The sequence below is a fragment of the Microbacterium sp. C7(2022) genome (assembly GCF_028823665.1).
GTDB lineage: Bacteria > Actinomycetota > Actinomycetes > Actinomycetales > Microbacteriaceae > Microbacterium.
The window spans coordinates 164,443-188,563 of record NZ_JAPEHV010000002.1 but is presented as its reverse complement, the minus strand read 5'-3'; the positions used below and the strand labels follow the sequence as shown (position 1 = coordinate 188,563).

Here is a 24,121-nt window from a genome sequence, read left to right as displayed (position 1 = left end):
CGATGTCGCACGTCCAGGAGCCCACCGTCGTCAAGCTCGCTGTCATCCCGGGTGACGGAATCGGACCTGAGGTCGTCGCCGAGGCCGAGAAGGTGCTTGACGCGGTCACGGCGGGCAGCGGCATCCAGTTCTCGAAGACGCGCTTCTCGCTGGGCGCCGGGCGCTACCTCGAAACCGGTGACACGCTGACCGACGACGATCTGGCCTCTATCGCGGCTCACGACGCGATCCTGCTCGGAGCAGTTGGCGGTGTGCCGGGCGATCCGCGACTGAAGGATGCCAACATCGAACGCGGTCTGTTGTTGCGACTGCGATTCGCTCTTGACCATTACGTCAATCTTCGCCCGTCGAAGCTTTACCCCGGTGTTCCCGGTCCGCTGGACGAACCGGGAGACATCGACTTCGTCGTGGTGCGGGAGGGAACCGAAGGACCGTACGTCGGCAACGGGGGGTCGATTCGCACGGGTACGCCGCACGAGGTCGCGAATGAAACGAGCGTGAACACGGCGTTCGGCATCGAGCGGGTCGTGCGCTACGCGTTCGAGCTTGCCGAACGCCGGTCGAAGAAGGTCACCCTCGTTCACAAGACGAATGTGCTCGTGCACGCCGGTGGCATGTGGCAGCGCATCGTGAACGCGGTGTCCCTCGAGCACCCGGACGTGGCCGTAGACTATCTGCACGTCGACGCGGCAACCATCTTCCTGGTCACGAACCCGAGTCGTTTCGACGTGATCGTCACCGACAACCTCTTCGGGGACATCCTCACGGACCTGGCTGGCGCCGTCACCGGTGGCATCGGCCTCGCCGCATCGGGCAACATCAACCCCGGCGGCGCGTTCCCTTCGATGTTCGAACCCGTTCACGGTTCGGCGCCGGACATCGCGGGCCAGCAGAAGGCCGATCCCACGGCCGCGATCCTCTCGGTGGCTCTGTTGCTCGATCACCTCGGGTACACCGCCGAATCGCAGCGCGTTACGCGCGCGGTCGAGAACGACATCGCGGACCGCGACGGCACTGCACGAACCACTTCTCAGATCGGCGACGCCATCACTGCGCGTCTAGAGGCGTAACCTGAGACCAGGCGGCCTTGCCGTACCGAACAGCCAGGATGTGAACCCATGACTCTTCTCGACTCCGACACCGGACCCGCACCGCTGACCTTCTCTGTCACGCGAAACCTCGCCGCGGCGACCACCGCCGAGCGCGAGGAGATTCTCGCCAATCCCGGCTTCGGCCAGAAGTTCACCGACCACATGGTCGACATCTGTTGGTCGGTAAACGGCGGCTGGCACCGCCCGCGCGTGCAGCCTTACGGTCCGATCTCGCTGGATCCCGCGGCAGCCGTGCTGCACTACGGTCAGGAGATCTTCGAAGGCATCAAGGCGTACCGGCACGAAGACGGTTCGATCCACACGTTCCGGCCCGATCAGAACGGCCGGCGCCTGCAGCGATCGGCGCGTCGGCTCGCGCTGCCTGAACTGCCGGTTGAGTACTTCCTGCAGTCCCTCCGCGAGCTCATCGCGGTCGACGGCGCGTGGGTGCCGTCGGGTGCCGATCAGAGCCTGTACCTCCGCCCCTTCATGTTCGCGAAAGAGGCATTCCTCGGAGTGCGGCCCGCGCAGAAGGTCGCGTACTACCTGATCGCAAGCCCCGCAGGCGCATACTTCAGTGGCGGAGTGAAGCCGGTATCGATCTGGCTGAGTGAGGACTACGCACGTGCGGGCAAGGGGGGCACGGGCGCTGCCAAGACCGGCGGCAACTATGCGGCCAGCCTTCTGCCGCAATCCGAAGCGTATGAGAACGGGTGCGACCAGGTCGTCTTCCTCGACCAGGATCGCAACGTCGAAGAACTCGGCGGAATGAACGTCGTCTTCGTGTACAAGGACGGCACGATCGTCACTCCCGAGTCGCCCTCGATCCTCGAAGGCATCACCCGCGACTCCATCCTTCAACTGGCGCGTGATCGCGGGCACAAGGTCGAAGGGCGCGCGGTGTCCCTCACCGAGTGGCGTGAGGGCGTGGCATCCGGAGACATCGTCGAGGTCTTCGCGTGTGGAACGGCCGCCGTGGTGACGCCGATCGGTGTGCTGAAGGGGGCTGACTTCCTCGACGAGCAGCCCACCGGCGAGTTGGCGCTGTCACTGCGAGAAGAGCTGACCGACATTCAGTACGGCCGCCGCGAAGACACGCACGGCTGGCTGACGCGCCTCGACGCCTGATGAGGTCTCGCCCGTCGTGCGCGCAGGCGCGCGGCGGGCCTAGGCTGGTGCGGTGAGAATCGCACGCTTCAGTCACCAGGACGGCATCAAGTACGGCATCGTCGACGGGGGAGAACTCGTCGTGTTGGCCGGCGACCCCATGTTCGCCGGATACGACACCACGGGGGAGCGCGTGCCACTGGCAGACGCCGCGCTCCTCGCGCCCGTGATTCCGCGTTCGAAGGTCGTGTGCGTGGGGCGGAACTACCGCGATCACGCAGCCGAGATGGGCAACGACGTTCCCGTCGAGCCGATGCTGTTCTTCAAGCCGAACACCGCCGTCGTGGGGCCGGGTGATGCAATCGTCCTGCCGGGAATTACCGAGTCGGTGAGCTACGAGGGTGAACTCGCCGTGGTGATCGGTCGGATCGCGAAGAATGTGTCCGCCGAGAACGCGCTGGACTATGTGTTCGGATACACGATCGCTAACGACGTCACGGCCCGCGATCTTCAGAGTCGCGACGGACAGTGGGCGCGCGCAAAGGGGATGGACACATTTTGTCCGCTAGGCCCGGCAATCGAGACCGAGTTCGATCTGGCTGGCGGGGCGATGATCACGTCGCGCGTGAACGGTGAGGTGCGTCAAAACGGGCCTATAAGCGACATGATCTTCGGTGTTGCCGACATCATCGCCTACGCCTCGCAGGCATTCACGCTGTTGCCGGGCGATGTGATCCTCACGGGCACTCCGGCAGGCGTCGGGCCACTCGTTGCGGGCGACACCGTTGAAGTGGAGATCACCGGTCTCGGTATTCTGCGTAACTCTGCTCGCGCTGCGACATGAGCGGGCGAGAGTCGCCGGGGACCGCTTCAGCGGCTGATTCATTCGCAGCCTCACCGGAGTACGTCGCGCGCGTGCAGCGACGGACCGTGTGGACGCTGTCGCTCGGCCAGGTGCTTGGCGGATTGGCGTTCGGCGCAACGATCTCCCTCGGCGCGGTGCTCGCGGCACAGATTTCGGGCGACGAATCACTGTCCGGGCTCGCCGCAGCCGCGGTCACGTTCGGCACGGCGCTCATCGCGGTTCCGCTTGCCAGGCTGGCGCGCTCACACGGGCGCCGAGTCTCGCTGACAGTCGGCATGGGCATCGCCCTGGTCGGAGTGCTGCTGGTCGTCACGGCGGTGGCCGTGGCATCCTTCCCCCTTCTGCTGACGTCGTTCCTGCTGGTCGGCGCAGGTCAAGCGGCAAACCTCCAGTCGCGTTTTGCTGCGGCGGATCTCGCGAGCGACGCGTCGCGGGGCCGAGATCTGTCGATCGTGGTGTGGGCTACGACTATCGGCGCCGTGCTCGGTCCGAATCTCACCGGACCCGGTGAGTTGATCGGCGACGCCCTCGGGATGCCACCGCTTACCGGACCGTACGCGTTCACGCTCGTCGCACAAGTGCTCGCGATGCTCGTGTACCTGGTCGTCCTGCGTCCCGACCCGCTGTTGCTCGCGCAGCGCGTCGTAGCGCAACCCTCGTCGGTCGCCTTGCGCATTGCGAGAACTGATCGCCCGCTGGCGGCAGCGTATGCGATCTTTGCGGTCGCCGCGGCCCACGGAACCATGGTCTCGGTCATGGCGATGACGCCCGTGCACCTGTTGCATCACGGTGCATCGCTGTCGGTCATCGGGTTCACGATCAGCCTGCACATTGCGGGGATGTATGCGCTCGCGCCGGTGTTCGGAATCCTCGCCGACCGTGTCGGACGTGTCGCCACGGTGCTCGTCGGGCAAGTGCTGCTCGCAGCCGCTCTGGTGACGGCGTCGCTCGGTCAGGACGACACGAGCATGGTGACCGTGGCTCTCGTGCTGCTCGGCCTCGGATGGAGCGCGTCCACGGTCGCGGGGTCCGCATTGCTCACCGAAGCATCCGCAGAAGACCGACGCACTCGACGGCAGGGCATCAGCGACTTCACCATGTCGATGGTCGGGGCGGTCGGCGCGATTCTCGCCGGTGTCGTCTTGGGGTGGATCGGCTACGGCGGGCTCGCACTGGTGGTGCTGGTGCTGGTCGCGGCAACCATTCTGGCCGCGCCGATGGCACTTCGAGCGCGGGTCAGCGACTCTGTGTGACTGCCCGCGCGGCCGTGTCGACGTCGCGCACGTCGTTGAAGATGTGAAACGCGACTCTTGCGCGCCCCGCGCGACCGGATGCGGTGATGCCTGCGGCAGCCAGTTGCCGTAGATCGTCGCCATGCGGGTCATCCCACGTGACGATCGCGCTCGGGCGTGCGACTTCCGGCAGACCCAGTTCGGCGCGGAATCGCGTTGCGAGCCCCGTCGTGTATGAGTACAGCGCGTCGGGCTGCACGGAAGCGAGGAGCGCCAAGGCTGGCTCGGCGCCTACGAACGCCTGCCACGCGGGCGATACGTCGAACCGCGTGATGTCGGGTGCGAGGACGCCGTCGCCGCCGTAGCACGTCGCCCAGGGGTCCGCGCCGGCGTACCAGCCCGCGAACAGCGCGGGCGTATCGGCGGCGAGCGCGTCCGACAGGGTGAGGAACGCCACCCCTCGAGGCGCGCACAGCCACTTGTATGCGTGACACACGAGGGCATCGAAATCTGTCGCCCGCACGGGCAGCCACCCCACCGCCTGGGTGGCATCGCAGAAGGTGCGCGCGCCGTGGCGCCTCGCCTCTGCCACGATCCCCGCCGCATCCGCCACCTCGCCCGTTGCAGACTGCACGACGGAGAAGACGACCATGTGCGTGCGGGCATCGATCGCTCCTGCTAGGTCGCGCAGGGGCGCCGTGCGCACGCGCAGTCCACGACCGGCATGGATGAACGGCAGCACGATGGATGAAAAGTCGCCTTCGGCGATCAGGACTTCCGCGCCCTGCGGAAGGGACGCGGCGACGAGCGCTGCCGCCACCGAAGATTGGGATCCAATGGCGACTCGCTCTGCAGAGACACCGACGAGGGAGGCGAAGGATGCTCGTGAGGCCTCGACGCTGAGGCAATATGCGTCGAGATCGACGCGTCCGTTCGTCGCGGCATCCATGTCCGCAATGACAGCTGCTCGGCTGGCGAGGGTCGGAAGACCGCTTGTGCACGCCGCGAGATAGCCGCGACCGCCCACGAATTGGGCCTGCGCATCTTCGAGTCGGGTCACGGCTGGGCCGGTACTGGGGAAGTTCACTTCTTAAGCGTGCGCAACTTGATACCGCGCGTCTACGGGAGGTATTCGATGAAAAACATGCAGTCATGTTATGTATCCTCGGCGTATGGACCGCTGGGACATTGACGTGGACGCGGCATCGCTGCGGATCGTCAAGGCCATCGCTGACGGCGGCTCGATCACGGCAGCTGCAGTGGCCCTCGGTTACAGCCAGCCCGCGATCAGTCAGCATGTGAAACGGCTCGAGGAGCGCATCGGTCTGCCAGTTGTCGAGCGCGTGGGGCGTACTGTGCGGGTGACCGAAGCGGGGCGGGTGTTGGCTCGTCATGCGTCCGCGGTGACGACGGCGATGGATGCCGCGGCCGGCGAACTCGCAGAGCTAAGGGGGTTACGGTCGGGCCGTGTACGGCTTGTCGGGTTCCCCTCGGCTTCGCCGACCATTGTCCCCAGGCTCTTGTCGGATCTCGCCCGGCGCCACAGCGGCGTGATTGTGACCTACCTTGAGGCTGAACCGCCGGAAGCCGTCGCTGCCGTGCGCGAAGATCGTGCCGACATCGCTCTCACGTTTAGCTATCCCGGTGACCGCGATGATCCCCACGGCGAGAGTGCCCGAGGCCTGTCGGTAACCACGATCGGTGCGGACGACTTGCTGGCCGTGCTGCCCAGTGAACATCTTGCCGCAGCAGGCGCCAGCATCGAGGTCTCACACCTGGCCGGGGAGCGATGGATCGCTGGTTGCCCGCGTTGCCGTGGGCATCTGCTCGAGTTGTGCGCGCGAGCGGGTTTCGCGCCCGACATCGCGTTCGAGACCGACAACGTCGTCGCTGTGGAAAGCCTCGTTGCGCAGGGGATTGGCGTGGCAACACTCCCTCGTCTGGCCGTGGAATCGTTCCCCCAGATTCCGGGTATCGTCACGATCCCGCTGCCGAACGAAGAAGCACGCACCATTCACGTAGTGACGGCGCGGGGCGCCGAACGCGTGCCTGCAATCCAGGCAACGCTCGCCGGGATCGAGCGTCTGTTCGAGCGGTGAACGCCCGAAGGCGGGATGAGAGCGAACTCTCACCCCGCCTCTGTCGTGCGCGCCGTCGGGTTACGCTCCCGCGGCCGCCTCGCGCTCGAGGATTTCGATCCGGCGACGATCCAGCTCTGACTCCAGCGCCAGTCGGTCCTTCTTGAAGGGCTTGTAGAGCAGGGTCAGGAACACGGCGTTCACGACCATCACTCCGCTGACCAGCCACAGCATCACGCCGGGCAGCCCGATCGAGGTCGCCAGGGCGCCACCGAGGATGGAGTAGATCGCGAACCCGATCGACTCGATGATCGAGACGAAGATCGCGAATGCCGCGCCACGCAGCTCGGGAGGCACGATCGCCATGACGAGCGGACGGTTGACGCCCGGGTTCAATCCCTGGGCGATACCGCACAGCCCGAAGAGAACCAGGTAGGGCAGGATGCCGCCATAGGCGAACTGCGTCGTGAAGAACGCGAACACGGCGAACAACAGCTGAGCGCCCTGCAACATGGCGATGCGGCCGTAGTTGACGCTGACCTTGTTCAGCCAGTCAGACAGGAAGCCGCCGACGACGGTTCCCAGCAGATATCCGATACCGAACGGCGCCATCACGCTTGCGGCGACCGCGACATCGAATCCGTATGCCTGCACCAGCATGGTGACACCGAACACCGCAAGCAGCAGGTGGCTCGAAAGCAGACGGCTGCCGAGCAGAATCAGGTAGCTGGGGATCGTCATGAGCGCCCGCACCTTTGCCCACGTGATCTTGGATGCCTCTTGGCGCTCGGCCTGCGTGAACGTGCGCAGTTGCTCTTCACCACCACCGGTGCCCGGGTCTTTGTAGAACGCGAGGATCAGCACGCCGAAGAAGACGTTGATCGCGCCGAACACGAAGAAGCCGTAGCGCCAGCCGTCTTCGATGTTGGCGAGCTGACCGATGAGCGGAGCCAGGAGGCTGCCCACCGCGGCAGTGCCGCCGTAGAGCCACCCAACGACGCGTCCACGCTGCTTGTCAGTGAACGAGTCGCCGATCACCTCGGGAACGATCGCGTGCGCGGCGGCCGTTCCGGCTGCCATGATGCCGTAGAGCACCAGAAGCTGGGTGAAGTCCTGCGAGAAGCCGGCGGCGATCGCCCAGACTCCCCAGAAGCCCGTTGCGATCGCCAGGATCGACTTGCGGCCGAACTTCTTCGCTAGGAACACCCATGCGGGGCCGGCGACCACACCGACAATGCGGCCGACCGCTGCGAGCACGCCGAGTGCGCCGGTGCCGATCGACAGGGCCGTAGCGATCACAGGGAACAGGGTGGTGGCCATGCTCCCTTCGCCGCCGTCGACGACCATCGATCCACCAAGGACGACGAGGTTCGTCTTGCGACGAGGAACGCCGCCCTTCTTGTCGAGGTCACCGTGTCGGATTGCGGCAGTCACGGTCGGGGCGGACGCCGCAGGTTGCGGGGTCGCCGCCGACGCAGAGTATTCGTTGGACATAGTGGTCACTCCTTCGTGAGTTGTGTGAGGGGCGGGTTAGTGCGCGTCGACGTTGTCGGTGGCGACGGCCTGGGTGAGTTGGTGGGCGAGTCCCGCGAGAACGGGGCGGGGGAGCAGGCCGACCATCATCGCGGCCACCTGGAGCAAGGTCATGCCGCCGATCATGGCCGCGACCGGCCCGCCTGCGAGCATCGGAGCGTGCTCGACCAGTACCGCGCGGGTACGTGCATCCGTCAGCAGCTCCGTCAGTGGACGCTCGAGGATGATCCCGTCAGCGCCGAAGTCTTCGGCGTGCGAGGCCGGCGCAAGTGAGGCTTGCAACATAGGCCACTGTGCGTCGATCAGCAGATGCGATTCGTTCAGTGGCCCCTCCTCGGGAAGGCCCAAGCGTACGTACTGTTCGGCGGGAGCATCGGCCGCCCGCATCGCGTCGCGAAGCGCTGTAGCCATCGTGAGTTCGAGTTCCGGGTTCTGCAGCGGCGCGACCTGGTCGGGGTCGGTCTCGAGGTCGAACAGTTGGGTGCCGAACGCGTACGGGCTCACCCATGACTGCGCCGGCGTCTTCAGGACCTTGAGTCCCTTCGTGAAGGGGAGAGGGTCGACGAACTGCGCGTGCGCGAGTTGTTGATGCGGGAAGAATCCGGTCATGACCGTCGGCATGAGCGTGTGCTCTGACAGCGGCTGGTTCTGCGGTGTCGCGGACGCGCGCATGTACACGTATCGCCCGTCGGTGACGCACACGTGTCCGCCGAAGATACCGAACAGGCCGTGTTCGCGGATCGGCGTGTCATCGATAACGACGGATGCCAGTGACTGGCCCTGCATGTTCTCCGTGCGCTCAACGCCGAAGAAGTCGAGCAGAGTGGGTCCGAAGTCGATCGTCTGCACGAGCGAGCCGCGGCGTTCGCCTGCCACCTGTGAGCGGGGGTCCCAGACGAACAGCGGGTTGTGGATGGTCTCGTCGTACCAGGGCTGGACGTTCTTGCCCCACCAACCGTGCTCACCCAACATGAAGCCGTGGTCGGTGCACACGATCAGCATCGTGTCTTCCCACATGTTGTGCTCGTCCATGAGGTCGAGAACTCGTCCGAGGGATGCATCGCACATCGACAGCAGGGCTGCATACTCCGCGCGGGCGTGCTCGACCGCTTCTGGCGTCTCGGTGACCTTCGCATAGTCCGGCCAGTCGAAGTGAGGGCCGTCGTACTCGGCTGCGGCGTAGTGCGCCTTGTATTCCGCGTAGCTGAAGAAGGGCTCGTGCGGATCAAACGTCTCGATCTGCACGAACCACGAGTCGTCATCCTTGTTGGTTTCGATGAACTCGACGCCAGCGTCGAACGTGAGCGTCTGCGGGTGATCGGCCTCGTTTTGGAGGTGGGCACGGTTCACCCAGTCCTGTCGCCAGAGCTTCGGCTTGAGCGTGGACGTCATGCCGAGCGCGTCCGGCATATCGGGGTCAGCGATCTGACCCTTCCACGGGTCACCCTCCTGGCCGCGGAAGAACTCGTACGTCGAATAGCGATTGTGATACGTCGCTCCGCCGTCTTCCCAGTAGTGCTGGTGGTCGGTCGCAAGGTGCGTATGCACCCCGGCATCCTTCAACATCGCCGGCACGGAGTCATCGAATGGCTCCAGCGGTCCCCACGAACGGTGCAGGAAGTTGTAGCGACCGGTCTGCAGCTCACGGCGCGCGGGCATGCATGGCATCGATCCGCCGTAGCAGTTGTCGAACGTGATGGTCTTGGCGGCCAGACGCTCGAAGTTCGGGGCGTGCACCCAGTCGCCACCGTACGGCGGAAGCATCCGACGATTGAGGCTGTCGAACATGACCATGATGGCTCTCATGCGAGCTCCTTTGCGGTTGGGTCACCGGCGTTTGCGGTGATGTCTGCGATCAACTTCGAGCGCATCTGCTCGAGCCATTCCATCCACTGATCCACGGCGTGGGCGCCGTAGCGGTGCATCTCCTCGCCGTAGCGCGAGTAGGCGTGAGCGTCGAAACCTTCGACGGCGTCGGCCCCATTCAGCCCGCGCGCACGAACGCGACTGATGGCAACCTGCTCGCGCCGATACTTCAGTTCGGTCTCGACCACACGAAGTGCGGCGCCCAAGTCCAGGCCGACGGAGAAGGCGAAACGCGTGTTGAAGTCGGCGTCCTGGAATCGGCTGGTCGGCTCGTACGGCGAGTGGATCCACTCCAGCAGCACGCGGTGGCCGTGCTCGGTGATGCGGTAGACCTTCGCGTCGGGGCGCCCCTCTCGCGGGTCGACCTCGAATTCGACCAGGCCGTTCTTCACCATGCGCGAGAGTTCGCGGTAGATCTGGCTGTGGTGCGTGTTCGAGCGAATGAACTGACCCTCAGCGTCGAACCACTTCAAGAGCTCATAGCCATGGAACGGTTTGAGCGACAGCACACCCAGCAACACGTTCTCGAACTTCATCGCTCTCTCCTCGTCATCGAGCTATGTGCAGATACACATATGTAACAAGTTGTATAGCGCGCGATGTGCGCGGTTGTCAAGGGGTCACCGCACGTAGAATTGCCGACGATGACTTCTTCACCCGATCCCCGCACCACCGAGGCGACCGGCTCCGATATTCGGGTCCGCTTCTGCCCTTCTCCTACGGGCCTTCCGCACGTCGGCCTCATTCGCACCGTGCTGTTCAACTGGGCCTACGCCCGTCACCACGGCGGGAAGCTTGTCTTCCGTATCGAAGACACGGACGCCGCGCGAGACAGTGAAGAGAGCTATCAGCAGTTGCTCGACGCGCTGCGGTGGTTGGAGATCGACTGGGATGAGGGTGTGGAGGTCGGTGGGCCGCACGCTCCCTACCGGCAGTCACAGCGCCACGACCTCCATCTCGACGTGCTGGAGAAGCTCAAGGCCACGGGTGCCGTGTACGAGAGCTACTCGACCGCTGCTGAGATTGACGCGCGAAACGAGGCCAATGGCCGCGCAAAGCAGCTCGGCTACGACAACTACGACCGCGATCTCACCGAGGATCAGAAGGCCGCGTTCAGAGCAGAGGGTAGGGAGCCCGCATGGCGGCTGCGTGTACCCGACGAAGACCTCACATACGTGGATCTGATCCGCGGCGAGGTGACGTTCCCGGCCGGATCATTCCCGGACTTCGTGCTGGTTCGTGCGGGGGGAGTGCCCCTCTACCCGTTCGTGAACCCGGTTGATGACGCGCTGATGGGGATCACCCACGTGATTCGCGGTGAAGACCTCATGCCGTCTACCGCCCGTCAGCTCGCGCTGTACAGCGCCCTGATCGATGCGGGTGTCACCACCTTCGTGCCGCGTTTCGCCCACATGCCGCTCGTGTTGGGCGAAGTGGGAAACAAGAAGCTCTCCAAGCGGGATCCGAAAGCCGACTTGTTCCTTCAGCGTGAACGCGGCTTCATTCGCGAGGGTCTTCTCAACTACCTCGCGCTGCTCGGCTGGTCGATCAGTCACGATCGGGACATCTTCTCGTTGGATGAACTGGTCGCAGCCTTCGATATTGCCGACGTGAATCCGAATCCTGCGCGCTTCGACCAGAAGAAGGCGGAGTCGATCAACGGTGATCATGTGCGCATGCTGGATTCTGGGGAGTTCGTTGCGCGCCTCGTGCCCTACCTTGCACAGGCCGGGGTCATCGATGCAATCCCCACGCCCGAGCAACAGGCGATGCTGGGTGCCGCGGCGCCTCTCGTTCAAGAGCGGATGCAACTGCTCGGCGATGCGCCAGGAATGCTTGGCTTCCTGTTCACCGACGACATCGTCTACGCCGAGGACGCGTTGTCGTCGCTGCCGGCGAACACGGAGGACGTGCTGCAGGCGTCGATAGGCGCTCTGGAATCCGTCGATGAAGCGAGTTTCGGCACTGAGTCCGCGCAGGCAGCGTTGTCGGCGGCCCTCATTGATGGATTGGGCCTCAAGCCGCGCGTGGCGTTCGGGCCGCTGCGTGTCGCGCTCAGCGGACGTCGGGTGTCACCCCCGCTCTTCGAATCGATGGAGTTGCTCGGTAAGAGCACGACGTTGCGCCGGCTGCGGGCGCTTGCAGACCGCGAGTCCTGACGCGAGGCTCAGTTTGGCAAGGGCCGGATCGTCGTCTAGACTCGATCTTCGGCACGGCCTTGGCTGAACTGCCTTGGGGTATGGTGTAATTGGCAACACGGCGGTTTCTGGTTCCGTTGTTCTTGGTTCGAGTCCAGGTACCCCAGCAAGCACTCCTCTGACTCCTTGTGAGTCGGAGGAGTTCATGTTTTCGGCACAACAACCGCGTCTGCGTGTGGCCTACCGCTCCATAATGGACCATGGCCTCCGAGAGCGGATCCGGCCCGGATGACGAGCTCGCAACGCTTCGAGCACGCGCGTACGGGCCGAATGCGGACATTGGTAACGATCCGCATGCGCAAGCTCGCCTCGAAGAGTTGGAGCAGTCGACGGCGGGCGTAGCGAGTGCTCTTGATGCCCCGTCGCGGCCGGGCCCGCAGATCTCTCTCGATAGCCCGCTGCGCATTCCGTCACAAGCCGAGCCCGTCTCGAGCGCGCGCGCGGTGGATGGACGCCCAAATGTGCGGGGCCGGATCCGCCCGTGGATGCTTGTGGCGGCGGGGGCGCTCGGCGTCACCGTGGGCGTGCTTGCTGGTGGTGCATGGATCTCGGCGGGTCAGGCGCGCGCAGACTTCGTGCTGGCGGCGACCGATGCGGAGCCTTCCGCCGCCCTGGTGGAGCAGATCAACGCGTGGGGCACCGGCGGCACGAACTATCGGGGCTACGAGAGCATCGGGGACCTCCAGGTGTGGCTGGTCGAGACAGAACCTGGCATCCATTGCGCGTTGGTGGTGAACATCGCCGCCGTGCCTGACGAGTCGGGTGTTGCGGGAGCTTCGTGCGAAACGCAGGGGTTGGACCCGGTGCTCGATGTGGCCATTGGGGCGGGCGGATTCTTCGACGGCGCCATGCCGAGCCCCGATCCGTCCCTGCCCGAGGGCTCAGTGATCCGAGTGTTCGTGCGAGCAGACGCAGCCGAGATCTGGCTTTATGGCGACGTCGGCGGGGAGTATCTTCCATAGGTTTGCTTTTCTGTTGTTATTGCTTGTTTTGACTTGCTTTGTGTTGTAGCGTGTGGGAATCCGATGAAGGGTGTTCCACGTGTACGCAACGGAGCGACAGAGCCGCATTCAGGCGCAACTCGCTGAGACCAGCCGAGTGAGCGTGGTCGCGCTCGCACGCGATTTCGACGTGACGACCGAGACCATTCGCCGCGACCTCGATCAACTCGAGCGCGCCGGCCTGCTCCGTCGTGTGCACGGGGGAGCGGTCGCCCCTCAACGTTCGAGCACGCTCGAGCCGACGCTGCTCGAGCGTCGCGGCCAGCACGGCGTTGCCAAGCAGCGGATCGCACGCCGCGCCGCCGCTGCGTTGTCGCCGTCTTTTCGTGGGTCGGTCTTCTTCGATGCCGGCACGACGACGGATGCCGTCGCGAGTGAGGCGGCACCGAGCCTCGGCCCGGGTGTCGAGGTCGTCACGCATGCACTTTCGCTCGCCCTCACCCTGTCGAATGCACCTGCCGCGACTCTCAGCCTGATCGGTGGGCGAGTGAGGGGTGTTACCGGCGCTGCCGTGGGATCCGAGACGGTACGTGCGATCGAGTCGCTACGCCCCGACGTTGCGTTCGTGGGCACGAACGGCATCTCTGCGCAGTTTGGCTGTAGTACTCCCGACCCTGACGAAGCCGCGGTCAAACGGGCTATCGTCCGCTCCGCTCGCCGCGTCGTGGTGGTCGCTGACCGCGAAAAGCAGGATGCGGAGTTGCTCGTCGGGTTCGCATCGCTGAGCGACATCGATGTGTTGGTCACGGATGCCGCGCCAGGCGCCGCGCTCGCGGCGGCGCTTCACGACGCCGATGTGGAGGTCTGGGTCGCATGATTGTCACTCTCACAGCCAATCCCTCGTGGGACCGCGCGCTCGCCCTGGGCAACTCCCTCGCCCCCGGCGAGGTGCAAACGGCGCTGAGCGGGCGAGAGGACGCCGGCGGAAAGGGCATCAACGTTGCTCGCGTGATCGCCGCAGCCGGGACGCCAGCTCTCGCGGTGCTGCCGCTTGCCCCCTCGGACCCCTTCAGCGCGGTCGTTTCTGCTACCGGTCTCGCCACGCGAGTGGTGGCCGCTCAGTCACATGCGCGTGTCAACTTGACACTCACAGATCCGTTGGGGACGACCACGAAAGTCAACCTTCCTGGCGCGCCGATGGCGGAAGCGACGGCAGACGAGTTGCTGCGATCCACCGTCGACGCATGCGTCGACGCGAGGTGGCTCGTGTTGGCCGGCTCCCTCCCGCCCGGAGCAGGGGAGGACTTCTATACGCGCGTGATCGTTGCCGTACGCGAGGCCCATGGCGGGCGGGCGCCACTCATTGCAGTGGATGCCTCCGGTGCGCCGCTGCGTCACGTCGTCGCGCACGGACGTCCGGACTTGATCAAGCCGAACGAGGACGAGCTCGCCGATCTCGTGGGTGTTCCTTTCGCAACCGACCTCACAGGGCGCGCCGCGGCCGATCACGCCAAGGTGCTTGCATCACGTGTCGTGCCGCATGGTGCACGGGCAGCGCTGGTGACCCTCGGTGCCGCAGGCGCCGCTCTCGTGCGGGCTGACCAGGCGTGGTTTGGGCGGCCGCCGGCGATCACCGTCGCCAGCACCGTTGGTGCGGGCGACAGTTCCCTCGCGGGTTTCCTGCTCGCCGACCTCGCCGGGCGAGATGGTGGGGAGTGCCTCGCCAATGCGATCCGGTACGGGGCTGCGGCGGCATCACTGCCCGGCACCCAACCTCCCGCACCCTCTGATCTTCCACCCGGCGACGTGCCGATCACGTCGCTTTGACCACCGCTGACAATCGGAGTAGCCATGTCACACACCATCACACCAGGCTTGGTGAGCCTGGACGCCGCGCTCGGAGACGACAAAGCAGCCGTCATCCGTGCCCTGGCAGCGCGCGTCGTCGACGAAGGACGCGCGACCGACGCAGAAGCGTTGTTCGCCGACGCGTGGGCGCGAGAAGAAAAGGACGAAACCGGTCTCCCCGGCGGAATCGCCATCCCGCATGCGAAGAGCGCCGCGGTGACTGAGGCATCGCTCGCGTTCGCACGCCTGTCACCGGGCGTGGCGTTCGGCGCCGACGATGGGCCGGCCGATCTGGTGTTCCTGATCGCTGCGCCCGCCGACGCGGCGGAGGAGCACCTCGCTGTGCTGTCGAAGCTCGCGCGTAGCCTCATGCAGGACGACTTCACGTCCGGTCTTCGGGCCGCGGGGACGGCTGAAGAGGTTGTGTCGATCGTACGCGTCGCGATTGGTGAAGCTGAAGCAGCGCCCTCCGATGCGCCCGCTGCGCAGGAAGCCTCGATCCCTGCCGTCGATGTGCCCTCGGCGCTCAGCGTGGACGGTCGACCGGCGCGCATCGTCGCGGTGACATCCTGCGCCACAGGAATTGCCCACACCTTCATGGCTGCCGACGCGCTCACGGCAGCCGGCAAGAAGTCTGGCGTTGATCTGGTCGTCGAGCCGCAGGGGTCAAGCGGCTATCAGGCACTCCCGCAGGAGCAGATCGAAGCCGCGGACGCGGTGATCTTCGCTACCGATGTGGACGTGCGTGAGCTGAGCCGATTTGCGGGCAAGCCCGTGGTGCGCTCTGGCGTGAAACGCGGGATCGAGCACCCCGATGCGCTTATCGCTGAGGCGGTCGCCGCAGCCAACAATCCCGCAGCCGTGCGTGTGAGCGGCGATGCCGCTGCATCCGCAGCACCCGGTAGTACGGGGGAGCAGCCGTCATGGGGCTCTCGCATTCAGCGCATCCTGCTCACCGGCGTCAGCTACATGATCCCGTTCGTCGCCGGCGGTGGTTTGCTGATTGCGCTCGGCTTCCTGTTCGGCGGCTACCAGGTCACCGACAACGCCGCGAACGTGATCGTGCAGAACTCCCTGTGGGATCTACCGACCGAGAACATCACGAGTGACTTCGGGCCGCTCGGGCAGTACTTGGGCTCGGTGTTCTTCATGATCGGCGCCACATCGATGGGCTTCCTCGTGTCCGCTCTCGCGGGGTACATCGCGTTTGCGATTGCCGATCGACCGGGTATTGCTCCCGGGTTTGTCGCGGGTGCTGTCGCGGCACTCATGAATGCAGGGTTCATCGGCGGCATCGTCGGTGGTCTGCTCGCCGGTGTAACCGCGTGGTGGATCGCGTCGTGGCGCGTCCCGCAGTGGTTGCGAGGGCTGATGCCCGTGGTGATCATTCCGTTGCTGGCCGGCATCGTGGCATCCGGTCTGATGATTCTCTTCCTCGGGCGCCCGATCGCCACCCTCATGGAGTGGCTGACGGTGTGGCTGAATGATCTCGCCGGCACGTCCGGAATCATCGCCGTCGGTGTCGTGCTGGGGCTCATGATGTGCTTTGACCTCGGTGGCCCGATCAACAAGGTGGCGTACGCGTTCGCTGTTGCAGGTCTTGCCGAGGTCTCGGCACAGAACTCCACGCCGTATCTGATCATGGCGGCCGTTATGGCTGCGGGGATGGTCCCGCCGCTGGCCATGGCACTCGCGTCGACGGTGTTGGCGCGACCGCTGTTCCCGCAGGTGGAACGCGAGAACGGTAAGGCCGCATGGCTCCTCGGCGCCGCGTTCATCAGCGAAGGAGCGATTCCGTTCGCCGCAGCCGACCCGTTACGCGTGATTCCAGCGTCCATGCTCGGCGGTGCGGTCACCGGAGCGCTGAGCATGGCGTTCAGCGTGCAGTCCCTTGCGCCCCACGGCGGCGTGTTCGTCTGGTTCGCGATCAAACCCTTCTGGGGCTTCGTCGTGGCGATCCTCGCCGGAACCGTCGTGAGTGCCTTCGCCGTGGTCGCGTTGAAGAAGTGGGCCGTGCGCAAGACGCCCGCACTCGAAGCCGAAGCCGTTCCGGCCGCGGCATGACTGAGAAGGAGACAGAAATGGCAGAACGCACCGCAACCATCGCGAGCAGCTCTGGGCTTCACGCGCGACCAGCGAAGCTTTTCGTGAAGGCCGTGCAAGAAAAGCCGGTACCCGTCACGATCGCCGCCGAAGGCGGACCCGACCTCAATGCCGGCAGCATCCTGTCACTGATGGGGCTGGGCGCATCGAAGGGCACCGTCGTCACGTTGAAGGCCGACGGCGAGGGTGCCGAACAGGCGCTTGACGAACTTGTCGCCCTGTTAGAAACCGATCTCGACGCCGAGTAACACACACCCGGACTATGCGAGCACTTCGCCCAGCGCTTCGGCGCCGAGTGCCGCATAGTCCGGGTTGTCGTCGCTGTGCGTGAGCAACATGACGCAGATTACGGCGGCCCACGCTCGCGCCCGAGTTTCGATGCACGGATCGTAGCCGTTCCCGAGCGCGCGCCAGAAGTGATCGCGCCCGGCAGCGTCGAATGTGAGCCACGCCACCGCGAGATCGTAAGCAGGATCGCCCGCGGTCACATCCCCGAAATCGATGATCGCCGCGAGCGTGCCGTGAGAGGTGATCAGGTTGCCGGGGTGGAGATCCCCATGGATCCACACCGGCGGATGCGGCCACGTCGGAGCATCGATGCCCGCGCGCCACACGCCCCGAACGGCCCGAGCGGTCGCGCGAGAAAGCGCGCCCGAGGCATGCAACTCCTGGATGCGCCGGGTCACGTCGCCGTCGCGAGTATCAAGCGGAGGCCCACGAAAGACATTCTGCGGCGCATCATCGGGAGCGACATGGTGAAGCGCGAGCAGAGCCTGCGCGAGGGATGCTGCCCAAGAAGAGCGCGTCCCACGGGGAAGATCCATGGCACGGCAGCCCTCCGACCAGGGCACAACGGACCACGGCCAGGGAAAGTCGGCTGATGGTTCGCCTCTTACCAACGGCACCGGCACCTCGACGCCGGCAGCCTGCAGTGCGATGGCGATCTCTGGCAACGCGGCGTGCTCGTGATGGATAAGCGGCGCGGCACGCGCGCGACGTGGTAGACGGACGGCGAGGCGGTCGCCCACCCGCCACATCTCGTTGTCCCACCCGGAGCTGGCACGACTCAGGTGAGCCGTCGCGGCATCCGTTACCACGAGACCGCCCTGCGCGACCAGCAACGAGCGCACCAGCGCCTCGTCGATCGCGACTTCGGCGTGGGGTCGATTCGGCACCTGTGCACTCTAGCGAGCAGCAGGCGCCTCGGGTAGTGTCGTGGCACTGCGACGTGCACTCTTGGTGTGCCGCGCATACAGACGGCGGATGCCGTGGGTCGAAGCCGCGCGGCATCCGCCGTCGTTTCTACGTTTCTGCGCTATCCCCGGGGTCGAGTTCGATGAACTCACCGCCGTGCTGTTCCACCGCCCACTTCAGCCGCGCTCGGCCCATCTGCCGACCGATCGTGGAGAGCGTCATATCGTGCGTCCCGAACGTGCGCCGTGGGGCGACCGCGAGCACGAAATCCATGGCCTCGCCGATCTTCAACCACGGCGCCCCGACGGGCGCTGCGAGCATTTCCACGGTGCGGCCCTCGGGTACGGCGTAGGAGTCGCCGGGGTAGTAGAGGCTGTCGTTGACCAGCACGCCCACATTGTCGATCACAGGAATCGATTCGTGAATGACGGCGTGACGCCCGCCGAAGAACTCGAGGTGGAAGGGATCTACGGTGATCGCGTCTCCGGGGGAGACCACGTTCACAGGGAAGTCGGATGCGGCGTCGGCAACACCCTGCGGACCGTAAATCGGAGCATCCGGGAAGGCATGTAGCAACCGGGTCAGATGCTCGGGCGTCCAATGATCGGGATGCTCGTGCGTGAGCACGATCGCGACGACATCGCTGAGATCGATCAGCGGCGCCGTGAACGAGCCCGGATCGATGACGAGCGTGCGGCCGGCTGCCTCGACGGTCAGCGCTGCGTGCTCGAATTTCGTGATTCGCATAAGACGAAGTCAACCGTCGATGCGTCTCACCGGCAACAGAACACGCGATTCGCGGCTCGATTTGGAGAGCGCGCAGAAGCCGTGGCATAATCGAACGGTTGCCGAAACGGCAGCGAAAAAGTACGGCCCCATCGTATAGCGGCCTAGTACGCCGCCCTCTCACGGCGGTAACGCGGGTTCGAATCCCGCTGGGGTCACCACCACGAAAGCCCGTCCACTCGGACGGGCTTTCGTCGTCTCGCGGAGCGGCCCGCCGTGGTGCGGGGCCCAGCACCCCGACGCGCGCGCCGCACTCCGACGCGGGCGCCGCACCCCGACGCGGGCGCCGTGAGCATGAAACCTGCATGTGAGCATCAGTTTTCATGCCCACCTGCAGGTTTGGTGCTCGCTCGCGCGTGCGCGCCGGGTCTTCGGCAGCGGGCGCGGGGGAGGAAGGCGCCGAGCGGGTAAGTTTGTCGGCATGCCCTCACACGACGACGCGCCGCTCGCCGAGGTCGCTCGCATCGCGCGCGACCTCATCCGCATCGACACCACGAACCATGGTGGCGGTACGGCCAAGGGTGAGCGTGAAGCCGCCGAGTACGTCGGCTCATATCTCGAGTCGATCGGTCTGGATCCGGTCTTCTACGAGCCGATCGCGCGTCGCACCAACGTGATGGCCCGCGTACCAGGGCGCAACCCCGATAAGCCTGCGCTGGTTCTGCACGGGCACCTCGACGTCGTGCCCGCGATCGCCGAGGACTGGTCGGTTGACCCCTTCGCTGGCGAGATCCGCGACGGCATGCTGTGGGGGCGCGGCGCGGTCGACATGAAAGACATGGACGCAATGATGCTGACGGCAACCGCCGACATCCTCCGCGCTGGCGAGCAACCTGAACGCGATGTCATCCTCACCTTCTTCGCCGACGAGGAGAACGGGGGCGTGGAGGGCTCAGAACTCGTCGTCAAGAATCACCCAGAATGGTTCGAAGGAGCCACCGAAGCGATTAGCGAAGTCGGCGGATTTTCGATCGGTGTCGGCGATCGTCGCGCCTACTTACTGCAGGTCGGCGAGAAGGCTCTCATCTGGATTCGCCTCGTCGCGCGCGGACGCGCCGCGCACGGTTCGTCGTTTCACTTCGACAACGCGGTGACGCACCTCGCGCATGCCGTCGCGACGTTGGGCACCACCCAGTGGCCGGTCAGCTTGACGCCCGCCACTGCGGAGATGGTCAGCCGCCTGGGCGAGCTCGCTGGTTCGACGTCGAGCGACCCGGATGAGGTCGCGATGGCAGCAGGGACAGCATCCGGCTTCTTGCGCTCCACGTTCCGCACCACCACCAACCCGACCGGGCTGACGGCAGGCTACAAGCACAACGTGATCCCCGACCGCGCCGAGGCGCTGATTGATGTTCGCGTGCTCCCCGGCACCGAAGACGCCGCGCTGGCAGAGATCCGCCGCATCGTGGGGCCGCACGTCGAGGTCGAGATCGTGCATCAAGACATCGGGCTGGAAGTACCGTTCTCCGGTGGCCTCGTCGATGCGATGGTCGGGGCGCTCGGTCACCACGACCCTGGCGCGCCTGTCGTGCCATACCTTCTCGGTGGAGGTACCGACAACAAGGCGCTCGCCACTCTCGGCATCGAGGGCTACGGCTTCGCGCCCCTTCGGTTACCCCTGGACTTCGAATTCACCGGCATGTTCCACGGAGTCGACGAGCGCGTGCCGCTCGACGCACTCGACTTCGGCCGTGCTGTGCTCGCGGACTTGCTTCGCACTTACTGATGACAAATGAACCTGGATGCCGCGCCCCGGCATCGTGCTGTGAAAGGCGCCCATGAATCTATTCGAGGCGATCATCCTCGGGCTCGTGCAGGGACTGACGGAGTTCCTGCCCGTCTCTTCGAGCGCGCACCTGCGAATTCTGGGCGAGTTCTTGCCCAGCGCCGAAGACCCGGGAGCGGCGTTCACCGCCATCACGCAGATCGGCACCGAGGCGGCCGTGGTCGTGTTCTTCTGGCGAGACATCGTCCGCATCATCGGTAACTGGTTCCGCTCGCTTGCCGGCAAGATCCCGCGCAACGACCCGGACGCGAAGATGGGCTGGCTGATCATCGTCGGCAGCATCCCGATCGTCGTGCTCGGGCTCTTGTTCCAAGACCAGATCGAGACGACTTTCCGTTCGCTATGGCTCATCGCGGGCATGCTGATCTTTTTCGGTGTGCTGCTGGGAATCGCGGACCATGTGGGTGCCAAGAAACGCAAGCTGAACGACCTCACCGTCGGCCATGGCGTGGTGTACGGGTTCGCCCAGTCGCTGGCGTTGATCCCCGGTGTCTCGCGATCAGGCGGCACAATCACCGCGGGGCTGTTCATGGGTTACGAGAGAGCGGCAGCCGCGCGCTATGCCTTTTTGCTGGCGATCCCCGCGGTGTTCGGCAGCGGCTTCTACCAACTCGCGAAGAGCTGGAACGAGCCGGGCGTATTCAGCCTGGGCGAGACGGCCGTCGCGACGGTGGTCGCCTTCGTCGTTGCGCTGGCCGTGATCGCGTTCTTCATGAAGTGGATCTCACAGCACAGCTTCTTGCCATTCGTCGTGTACCGAGTCGCATTGGGCTCCACGATTCTGGTGTTGCTCAGTATGGGTGTGATCTCGGCCTGAGCCGCGAGCACCGCGCGGTCAGCGTCGCGGCGACGGAGGATCGTCGCGTCCGGGCTTGGTGGGCCCCTCACCACCGCGTCGCAGGTATCGCTCGAACTCTTGCGCGATGGCGTCGCCCGACGCTTCGGGGGAGTCCCACGTGTCTCGCGTGCGCTCGAGTTGTTGAATGTACTCGGTCATCTCTTCGTCGTCGGCTGCAGCCGCGTCGATGGATGCCTCCCACGCGGCAGCCGCGGTGGAGAGGTCGCCACGGGGCAACGACGCGCCGGTGAGGTCCTCAAGCCGGTCGAGTAGTGCGAGGGTCGCCTTGGGGGAGGGCGTGTGGCCCGCGACATAGTGCGGCACGCTGGCCCACAGACTGGCGGACGGAATACCCACCTCATTCGCCGCGTACCCCAGCACACTCAAAATGCCCACGGGGCCTTCGTAGGTGCTCTTCTCGAGTTCCAGACTGGTGCGCAGGGCGTCCGAGTCGCTTCCCGCGAAGACTGAGATCGGGCGCGTGTGGGGCACGTCCGACATCATCGAGCCCAGGGCGACGAAGCCCGTCACATCGTGGCTCAGAGCGGCATCGATGAATTCCGCGGCGAACGCCTGCCATGCCCGGGCGGGTTCGACACCCGTCAGCAACCAGAGTTGCGTGCCGCGTGTTGTTCGAGTGGGCTTCAGAAGCGTCGCCTCAGGCCACGCAAGCGAGCGTGTGCCGTCGGCGTCCATGGTGATCTGCGGGCGCGTGTACTGGTAGTCGAAGTACAGTTCGGGGTCGACCTGGAACACGGGCTCGTACTCGCCGGCTTCGCGAAGGTGCGCGATAGCCGACGACGCCGCTTCACCCGCATCATTCCATCCGTCGAACGCGGCCACCAGTACTCGGCGTCCCAATCCGTCCACGCGACCTCCTCTGCCCCTGATGAGTTCCCTCCACAATAGGCCCGACCACCGACGGGTAGCCCCTGACGGGTAGCATTGTCCGGTGAGTTCCCCCCAGCTTTCCGCGGTCCTGTGGGACATGGACGGAACCCTCGTCGATACCGAACCGTATTGGATGGCGGCCGAGACCCCGCTCGTGGAGAGCTTCGGCGGCACGTGGTCCCACGAACAAGCCTTGGGCTTGGTCGGTCTAGGCCTGGACGATGCCGCGCGCATCTTCCAGTCCGCCGGCGTGCGCATGGCCGTCCCCGAAATCACGGCTCATCTGACCGACAGCGTCATGCACCAGCTCGCCACCAAGGGAGTGCCCTTCAGACCCGGCGCTCAAGAATTGCTGGCGAGCTTACGTGCGGCAGGGGTAAAGACCGCGCTCGTCACGATGTCTTTACGCCGCATGGCCGATACGGTGGTCGATCTCATCGACTTCGACGCATTCGACGTGGTGATTGCCGGAGACGAGGTGACCCGGCCTAAGCCCTTCCCCGATCCGTATCTGCAAGCGTGCGAGGCATTGGGTGTCACGCCGGCTGAGGCCGTGGCCATCGAGGACTCTCCCAACGGACTGCGTGCCGCCGTGGCATCCGGCGCTGCAACGATCGGTGTACCTCTGATGGTCTCTCTTGAAGGTGTCGGAGCGGATGCCATCTGGCCGACACTCGAAGGGCGCACCGCGCACGACCTGACGGCCTTCCACGCCTTGGTGCGCGGACGAAAGGATCACTCATGACGAACCAGCGACCCAGCGGACCGTTTCGCGTCGGCGACCGCGTGCAGTTGACCGGGCCGAAGAACCGGATGCACACCATCACGCTGCGCGAGGGAGGGGAACTGCACACCCACCACGGCGTGCTGCGCCACTCACAGCTCGTGGGAGAACCCGATGGCTCGGTCGTGACGAACAGCAGCGGTCATGAGTATTTGGCGCTCCGGCCCCTGTTGCGTGACTTCGTCATGTCAATGCCCCGTGGTGCAGCGATTGTGTACCCGAAGGATGCCGCGCAGATCCTTGCTGAGGCTGACGTCTTCCCCGGTGCGACCGTGGTCGAGGCTGGTGTGGGATCAGGTGCTCTCTCACTGTGGTTGCTGCGCGCCCTGGGGGCCGAAGGTCGGCTGGTGTCGTTCGAGCGTCGGGAGGACTTCGCCGATGTGGCGCAGGCCAACGTCGAAACGTTCATGGGTGCGCGGCCGACGAACTGGGACGTGGTCGTCGGCGATCTTGGCGAGGCGCTGCTCGAGACGGTGGCGCCGGGGTCGGTCGATCGCGTCGTGCTCGACATGCTCGCGCCGTGGGAGTGCATCGATGTCGTCGCCGAAGCACTCACTCCGGGCGGAGTCGTGCTGTGTTACGTCGCGACGGCGACTCAGCTCAGCCGCGTTGCCGAATTCATCCGCGGGACAGGGCTGTTCACCGAGCCCGACGCGAACGAGACGATGGTGCGTGGGTGGCATGTCGAGGGCCTCGCGGTGCGCCCTGATCACCGTATGGTCGCGCACACGGGCTTCCTGGTGTGGGCACGTCGCCTGGCACCGGGCGCGGTGCCGCCCGAGGTAAAGCGGCGCGCGTCGAAGTCGAGCTACAGCGACGAGGATGTCGAACTCTGGACTCCCGGCGCCGTAGGCGATCGGCAGATCACCGACAAGAACTTGCGCAAACGCGTGCGTGAAGCCCAGCGCGCGGCCCAAGGCGCACGCATCGCGGCGGGAGTCGAGGGCGCGGCGAGCGACGAGCCAGAGGGTTCGGCCTAG

Annotated in this window: 22 protein-coding genes and 2 tRNA genes; 17 read left to right on the top strand and 7 right to left on the bottom strand. The window is 65.4% G+C overall.

The annotated features are described in order from the left end of the window. Window positions 1-2: 2 nt before the first annotated feature. From ON062_RS02980 to ON062_RS02965, 4 genes are read left to right on the top strand one after another with little or no spacing between them, the layout of a single operon-like run. Window positions 3-1,070 (top strand): 3-isopropylmalate dehydrogenase, encoded by a 1,068-nt coding sequence (locus ON062_RS02980; protein ID WP_274645641.1) that lies wholly within the window; start codon window positions 3-5, stop codon window positions 1,068-1,070. 48 nt (window positions 1,071-1,118) lie between these two features. Next, window positions 1,119-2,219: a branched-chain amino acid aminotransferase gene (locus ON062_RS02975; protein ID WP_274645640.1), complete on the top strand. Its 1,101-nt coding sequence runs from the start codon at window positions 1,119-1,121 to the stop codon at window positions 2,217-2,219. 52 nt (window positions 2,220-2,271) lie between these two features. Then, window positions 2,272-3,042 (top strand): fumarylacetoacetate hydrolase family protein, encoded by a 771-nt coding sequence (locus tag ON062_RS02970; protein WP_274645639.1) that lies wholly within the window; start codon window positions 2,272-2,274, stop codon window positions 3,040-3,042. Continuing rightward, window positions 3,039-4,316, top strand: a complete 1,278-nt coding sequence (locus ON062_RS02965) for an MFS transporter (protein WP_274645638.1) — start codon at window positions 3,039-3,041, stop codon at window positions 4,314-4,316. Before ON062_RS02970 ends, ON062_RS02965 begins: the two co-directional genes overlap by 4 nt. On the opposite strand, the gene ON062_RS02960 is transcribed toward ON062_RS02965, so the two are convergent. After that, entirely contained in the window at window positions 4,300-5,382 is a 1,083-nt protein-coding gene (locus ON062_RS02960) for an aminotransferase class V-fold PLP-dependent enzyme (RefSeq protein ID WP_274645637.1), read from the bottom strand. The two genes, ON062_RS02965 and ON062_RS02960, sit on opposite strands and share 17 nt — an antisense overlap. 85 nt (window positions 5,383-5,467) lie before the next feature. Here ON062_RS02960 and ON062_RS02955 point away from each other — a divergent pair, with 85 nt between their 5' ends. Next, window positions 5,468-6,394, top strand: a complete 927-nt coding sequence (locus ON062_RS02955) for a LysR family transcriptional regulator (RefSeq protein WP_274645636.1) — start codon at window positions 5,468-5,470, stop codon at window positions 6,392-6,394. A 60-nt stretch (window positions 6,395-6,454) separates the two neighbouring features. On the opposite strand, the gene ON062_RS02950 is transcribed toward ON062_RS02955, so the two are convergent. From ON062_RS02950 to ON062_RS02940, 3 genes are read right to left on the bottom strand one after another with little or no spacing between them, the layout of a single operon-like run. Continuing rightward, entirely contained in the window at window positions 6,455-7,867 is a 1,413-nt protein-coding gene (locus ON062_RS02950) for an MFS transporter (protein WP_274645635.1), read from the bottom strand. A gap of 36 nt (window positions 7,868-7,903) precedes the next feature. Then, window positions 7,904-9,712, bottom strand: a complete 1,809-nt coding sequence (locus ON062_RS02945) for a sulfatase (protein ID WP_274645634.1) — start codon at window positions 9,710-9,712, stop codon at window positions 7,904-7,906. Then, window positions 9,709-10,308, bottom strand: a complete 600-nt coding sequence (locus tag ON062_RS02940) for a PadR family transcriptional regulator (protein WP_274645633.1) — start codon at window positions 10,306-10,308, stop codon at window positions 9,709-9,711. The genes ON062_RS02945 and ON062_RS02940 overlap by 4 nt, the downstream gene beginning before the upstream one ends. Before the next feature lie 108 nt (window positions 10,309-10,416). Here ON062_RS02940 and gltX point away from each other — a divergent pair, with 108 nt between their 5' ends. From gltX to ON062_RS02905, 7 genes are all read left to right on the top strand, one after another. Continuing rightward, window positions 10,417-11,931 (top strand): glutamate--tRNA ligase, encoded by a 1,515-nt coding sequence (gltX, locus tag ON062_RS02935; RefSeq protein ID WP_274645632.1) that lies wholly within the window; start codon window positions 10,417-10,419, stop codon window positions 11,929-11,931. A gap of 74 nt (window positions 11,932-12,005) precedes the next feature. Beyond that, a tRNA-Gln gene (locus ON062_RS02930) sits at window positions 12,006-12,077 on the top strand. A gap of 93 nt (window positions 12,078-12,170) precedes the next feature. Then, entirely contained in the window at window positions 12,171-12,932 is a 762-nt protein-coding gene (locus ON062_RS02925) for a hypothetical protein (RefSeq protein ID WP_274645631.1), read from the top strand. 79 nt (window positions 12,933-13,011) lie between these two features. Continuing rightward, window positions 13,012-13,788, top strand: a complete 777-nt coding sequence (locus tag ON062_RS02920; protein ID WP_274645630.1) for a DeoR/GlpR family DNA-binding transcription regulator — start codon at window positions 13,012-13,014, stop codon at window positions 13,786-13,788. Continuing rightward, window positions 13,785-14,738, top strand: coding sequence for a 1-phosphofructokinase family hexose kinase (locus ON062_RS02915; RefSeq protein ID WP_274645629.1), 954 nt, complete (start codon window positions 13,785-13,787; stop codon window positions 14,736-14,738). The genes ON062_RS02920 and ON062_RS02915 overlap by 4 nt, the downstream gene beginning before the upstream one ends. 24 nt (window positions 14,739-14,762) lie before the next feature. Further along, window positions 14,763-16,823, top strand: coding sequence for a fructose-specific PTS transporter subunit EIIC (locus tag ON062_RS02910; protein WP_274645628.1), 2,061 nt, complete (start codon window positions 14,763-14,765; stop codon window positions 16,821-16,823). Window positions 16,824-16,840: 17 nt separating this feature from the next. Continuing rightward, the gene (locus ON062_RS02905; RefSeq protein ID WP_274645627.1) at window positions 16,841-17,110 is read left to right on the top strand and encodes an HPr family phosphocarrier protein; all 270 of its coding nucleotides are present in this window, start codon (window positions 16,841-16,843) and stop codon (window positions 17,108-17,110) included. 12 nt (window positions 17,111-17,122) lie between these two features. Here ON062_RS02905 and ON062_RS02900 read toward each other — a convergent pair whose 3' ends face one another. Together ON062_RS02900 and ON062_RS02895 are read right to left on the bottom strand one after the other, a co-directional pair. Beyond that, window positions 17,123-18,037, bottom strand: coding sequence for an aminoglycoside phosphotransferase family protein (locus ON062_RS02900; protein ID WP_274645626.1), 915 nt, complete (start codon window positions 18,035-18,037; stop codon window positions 17,123-17,125). Between the two features lie 127 nt (window positions 18,038-18,164). Beyond that, entirely contained in the window at window positions 18,165-18,803 is a 639-nt protein-coding gene (locus ON062_RS02895) for an MBL fold metallo-hydrolase (protein ID WP_274645625.1), read from the bottom strand. A 124-nt stretch (window positions 18,804-18,927) separates the two neighbouring features. Here ON062_RS02895 and ON062_RS02890 point away from each other — a divergent pair. The 3 genes from ON062_RS02890 (at window position 18,928) to ON062_RS02880 (ending at window position 21,445) form a co-directional block, all read left to right on the top strand. Next, window positions 18,928-19,003: transfer RNA gene (locus ON062_RS02890), tRNA-Glu, on the top strand. 260 nt (window positions 19,004-19,263) lie between these two features. Further along, window positions 19,264-20,568 carry a M20/M25/M40 family metallo-hydrolase gene (locus tag ON062_RS02885; RefSeq protein ID WP_274645624.1) on the top strand — a complete coding sequence of 435 codons (1,305 nt, stop codon included), beginning with the start codon at window positions 19,264-19,266 and terminating at the stop codon, window positions 20,566-20,568. A gap of 52 nt (window positions 20,569-20,620) precedes the next feature. Beyond that, complete coding sequence (locus tag ON062_RS02880; protein ID WP_274645623.1) at window positions 20,621-21,445, top strand: undecaprenyl-diphosphate phosphatase; 825 nt, start codon at window positions 20,621-20,623, stop codon at window positions 21,443-21,445. 18 nt (window positions 21,446-21,463) lie between these two features. Here the strand turns inward: ON062_RS02880 and ON062_RS02875 are convergent, their stop codons facing one another. Beyond that, complete coding sequence (locus tag ON062_RS02875; protein WP_274645622.1) at window positions 21,464-22,336, bottom strand: PAC2 family protein; 873 nt, start codon at window positions 22,334-22,336, stop codon at window positions 21,464-21,466. Between the two features lie 82 nt (window positions 22,337-22,418). Between ON062_RS02875 and ON062_RS02870 the strand changes: the two genes are divergently transcribed. Then, window positions 22,419-23,102: an HAD family phosphatase gene (locus ON062_RS02870; protein ID WP_274645621.1), complete on the top strand. Its 684-nt coding sequence runs from the start codon at window positions 22,419-22,421 to the stop codon at window positions 23,100-23,102. Next, on the top strand, window positions 23,099-24,121 hold the full coding sequence (locus tag ON062_RS02865; RefSeq protein ID WP_274645620.1) for a tRNA (adenine-N1)-methyltransferase: 1,023 nt from the start codon (window positions 23,099-23,101) through the stop codon (window positions 24,119-24,121). Before ON062_RS02870 ends, ON062_RS02865 begins: the two co-directional genes overlap by 4 nt.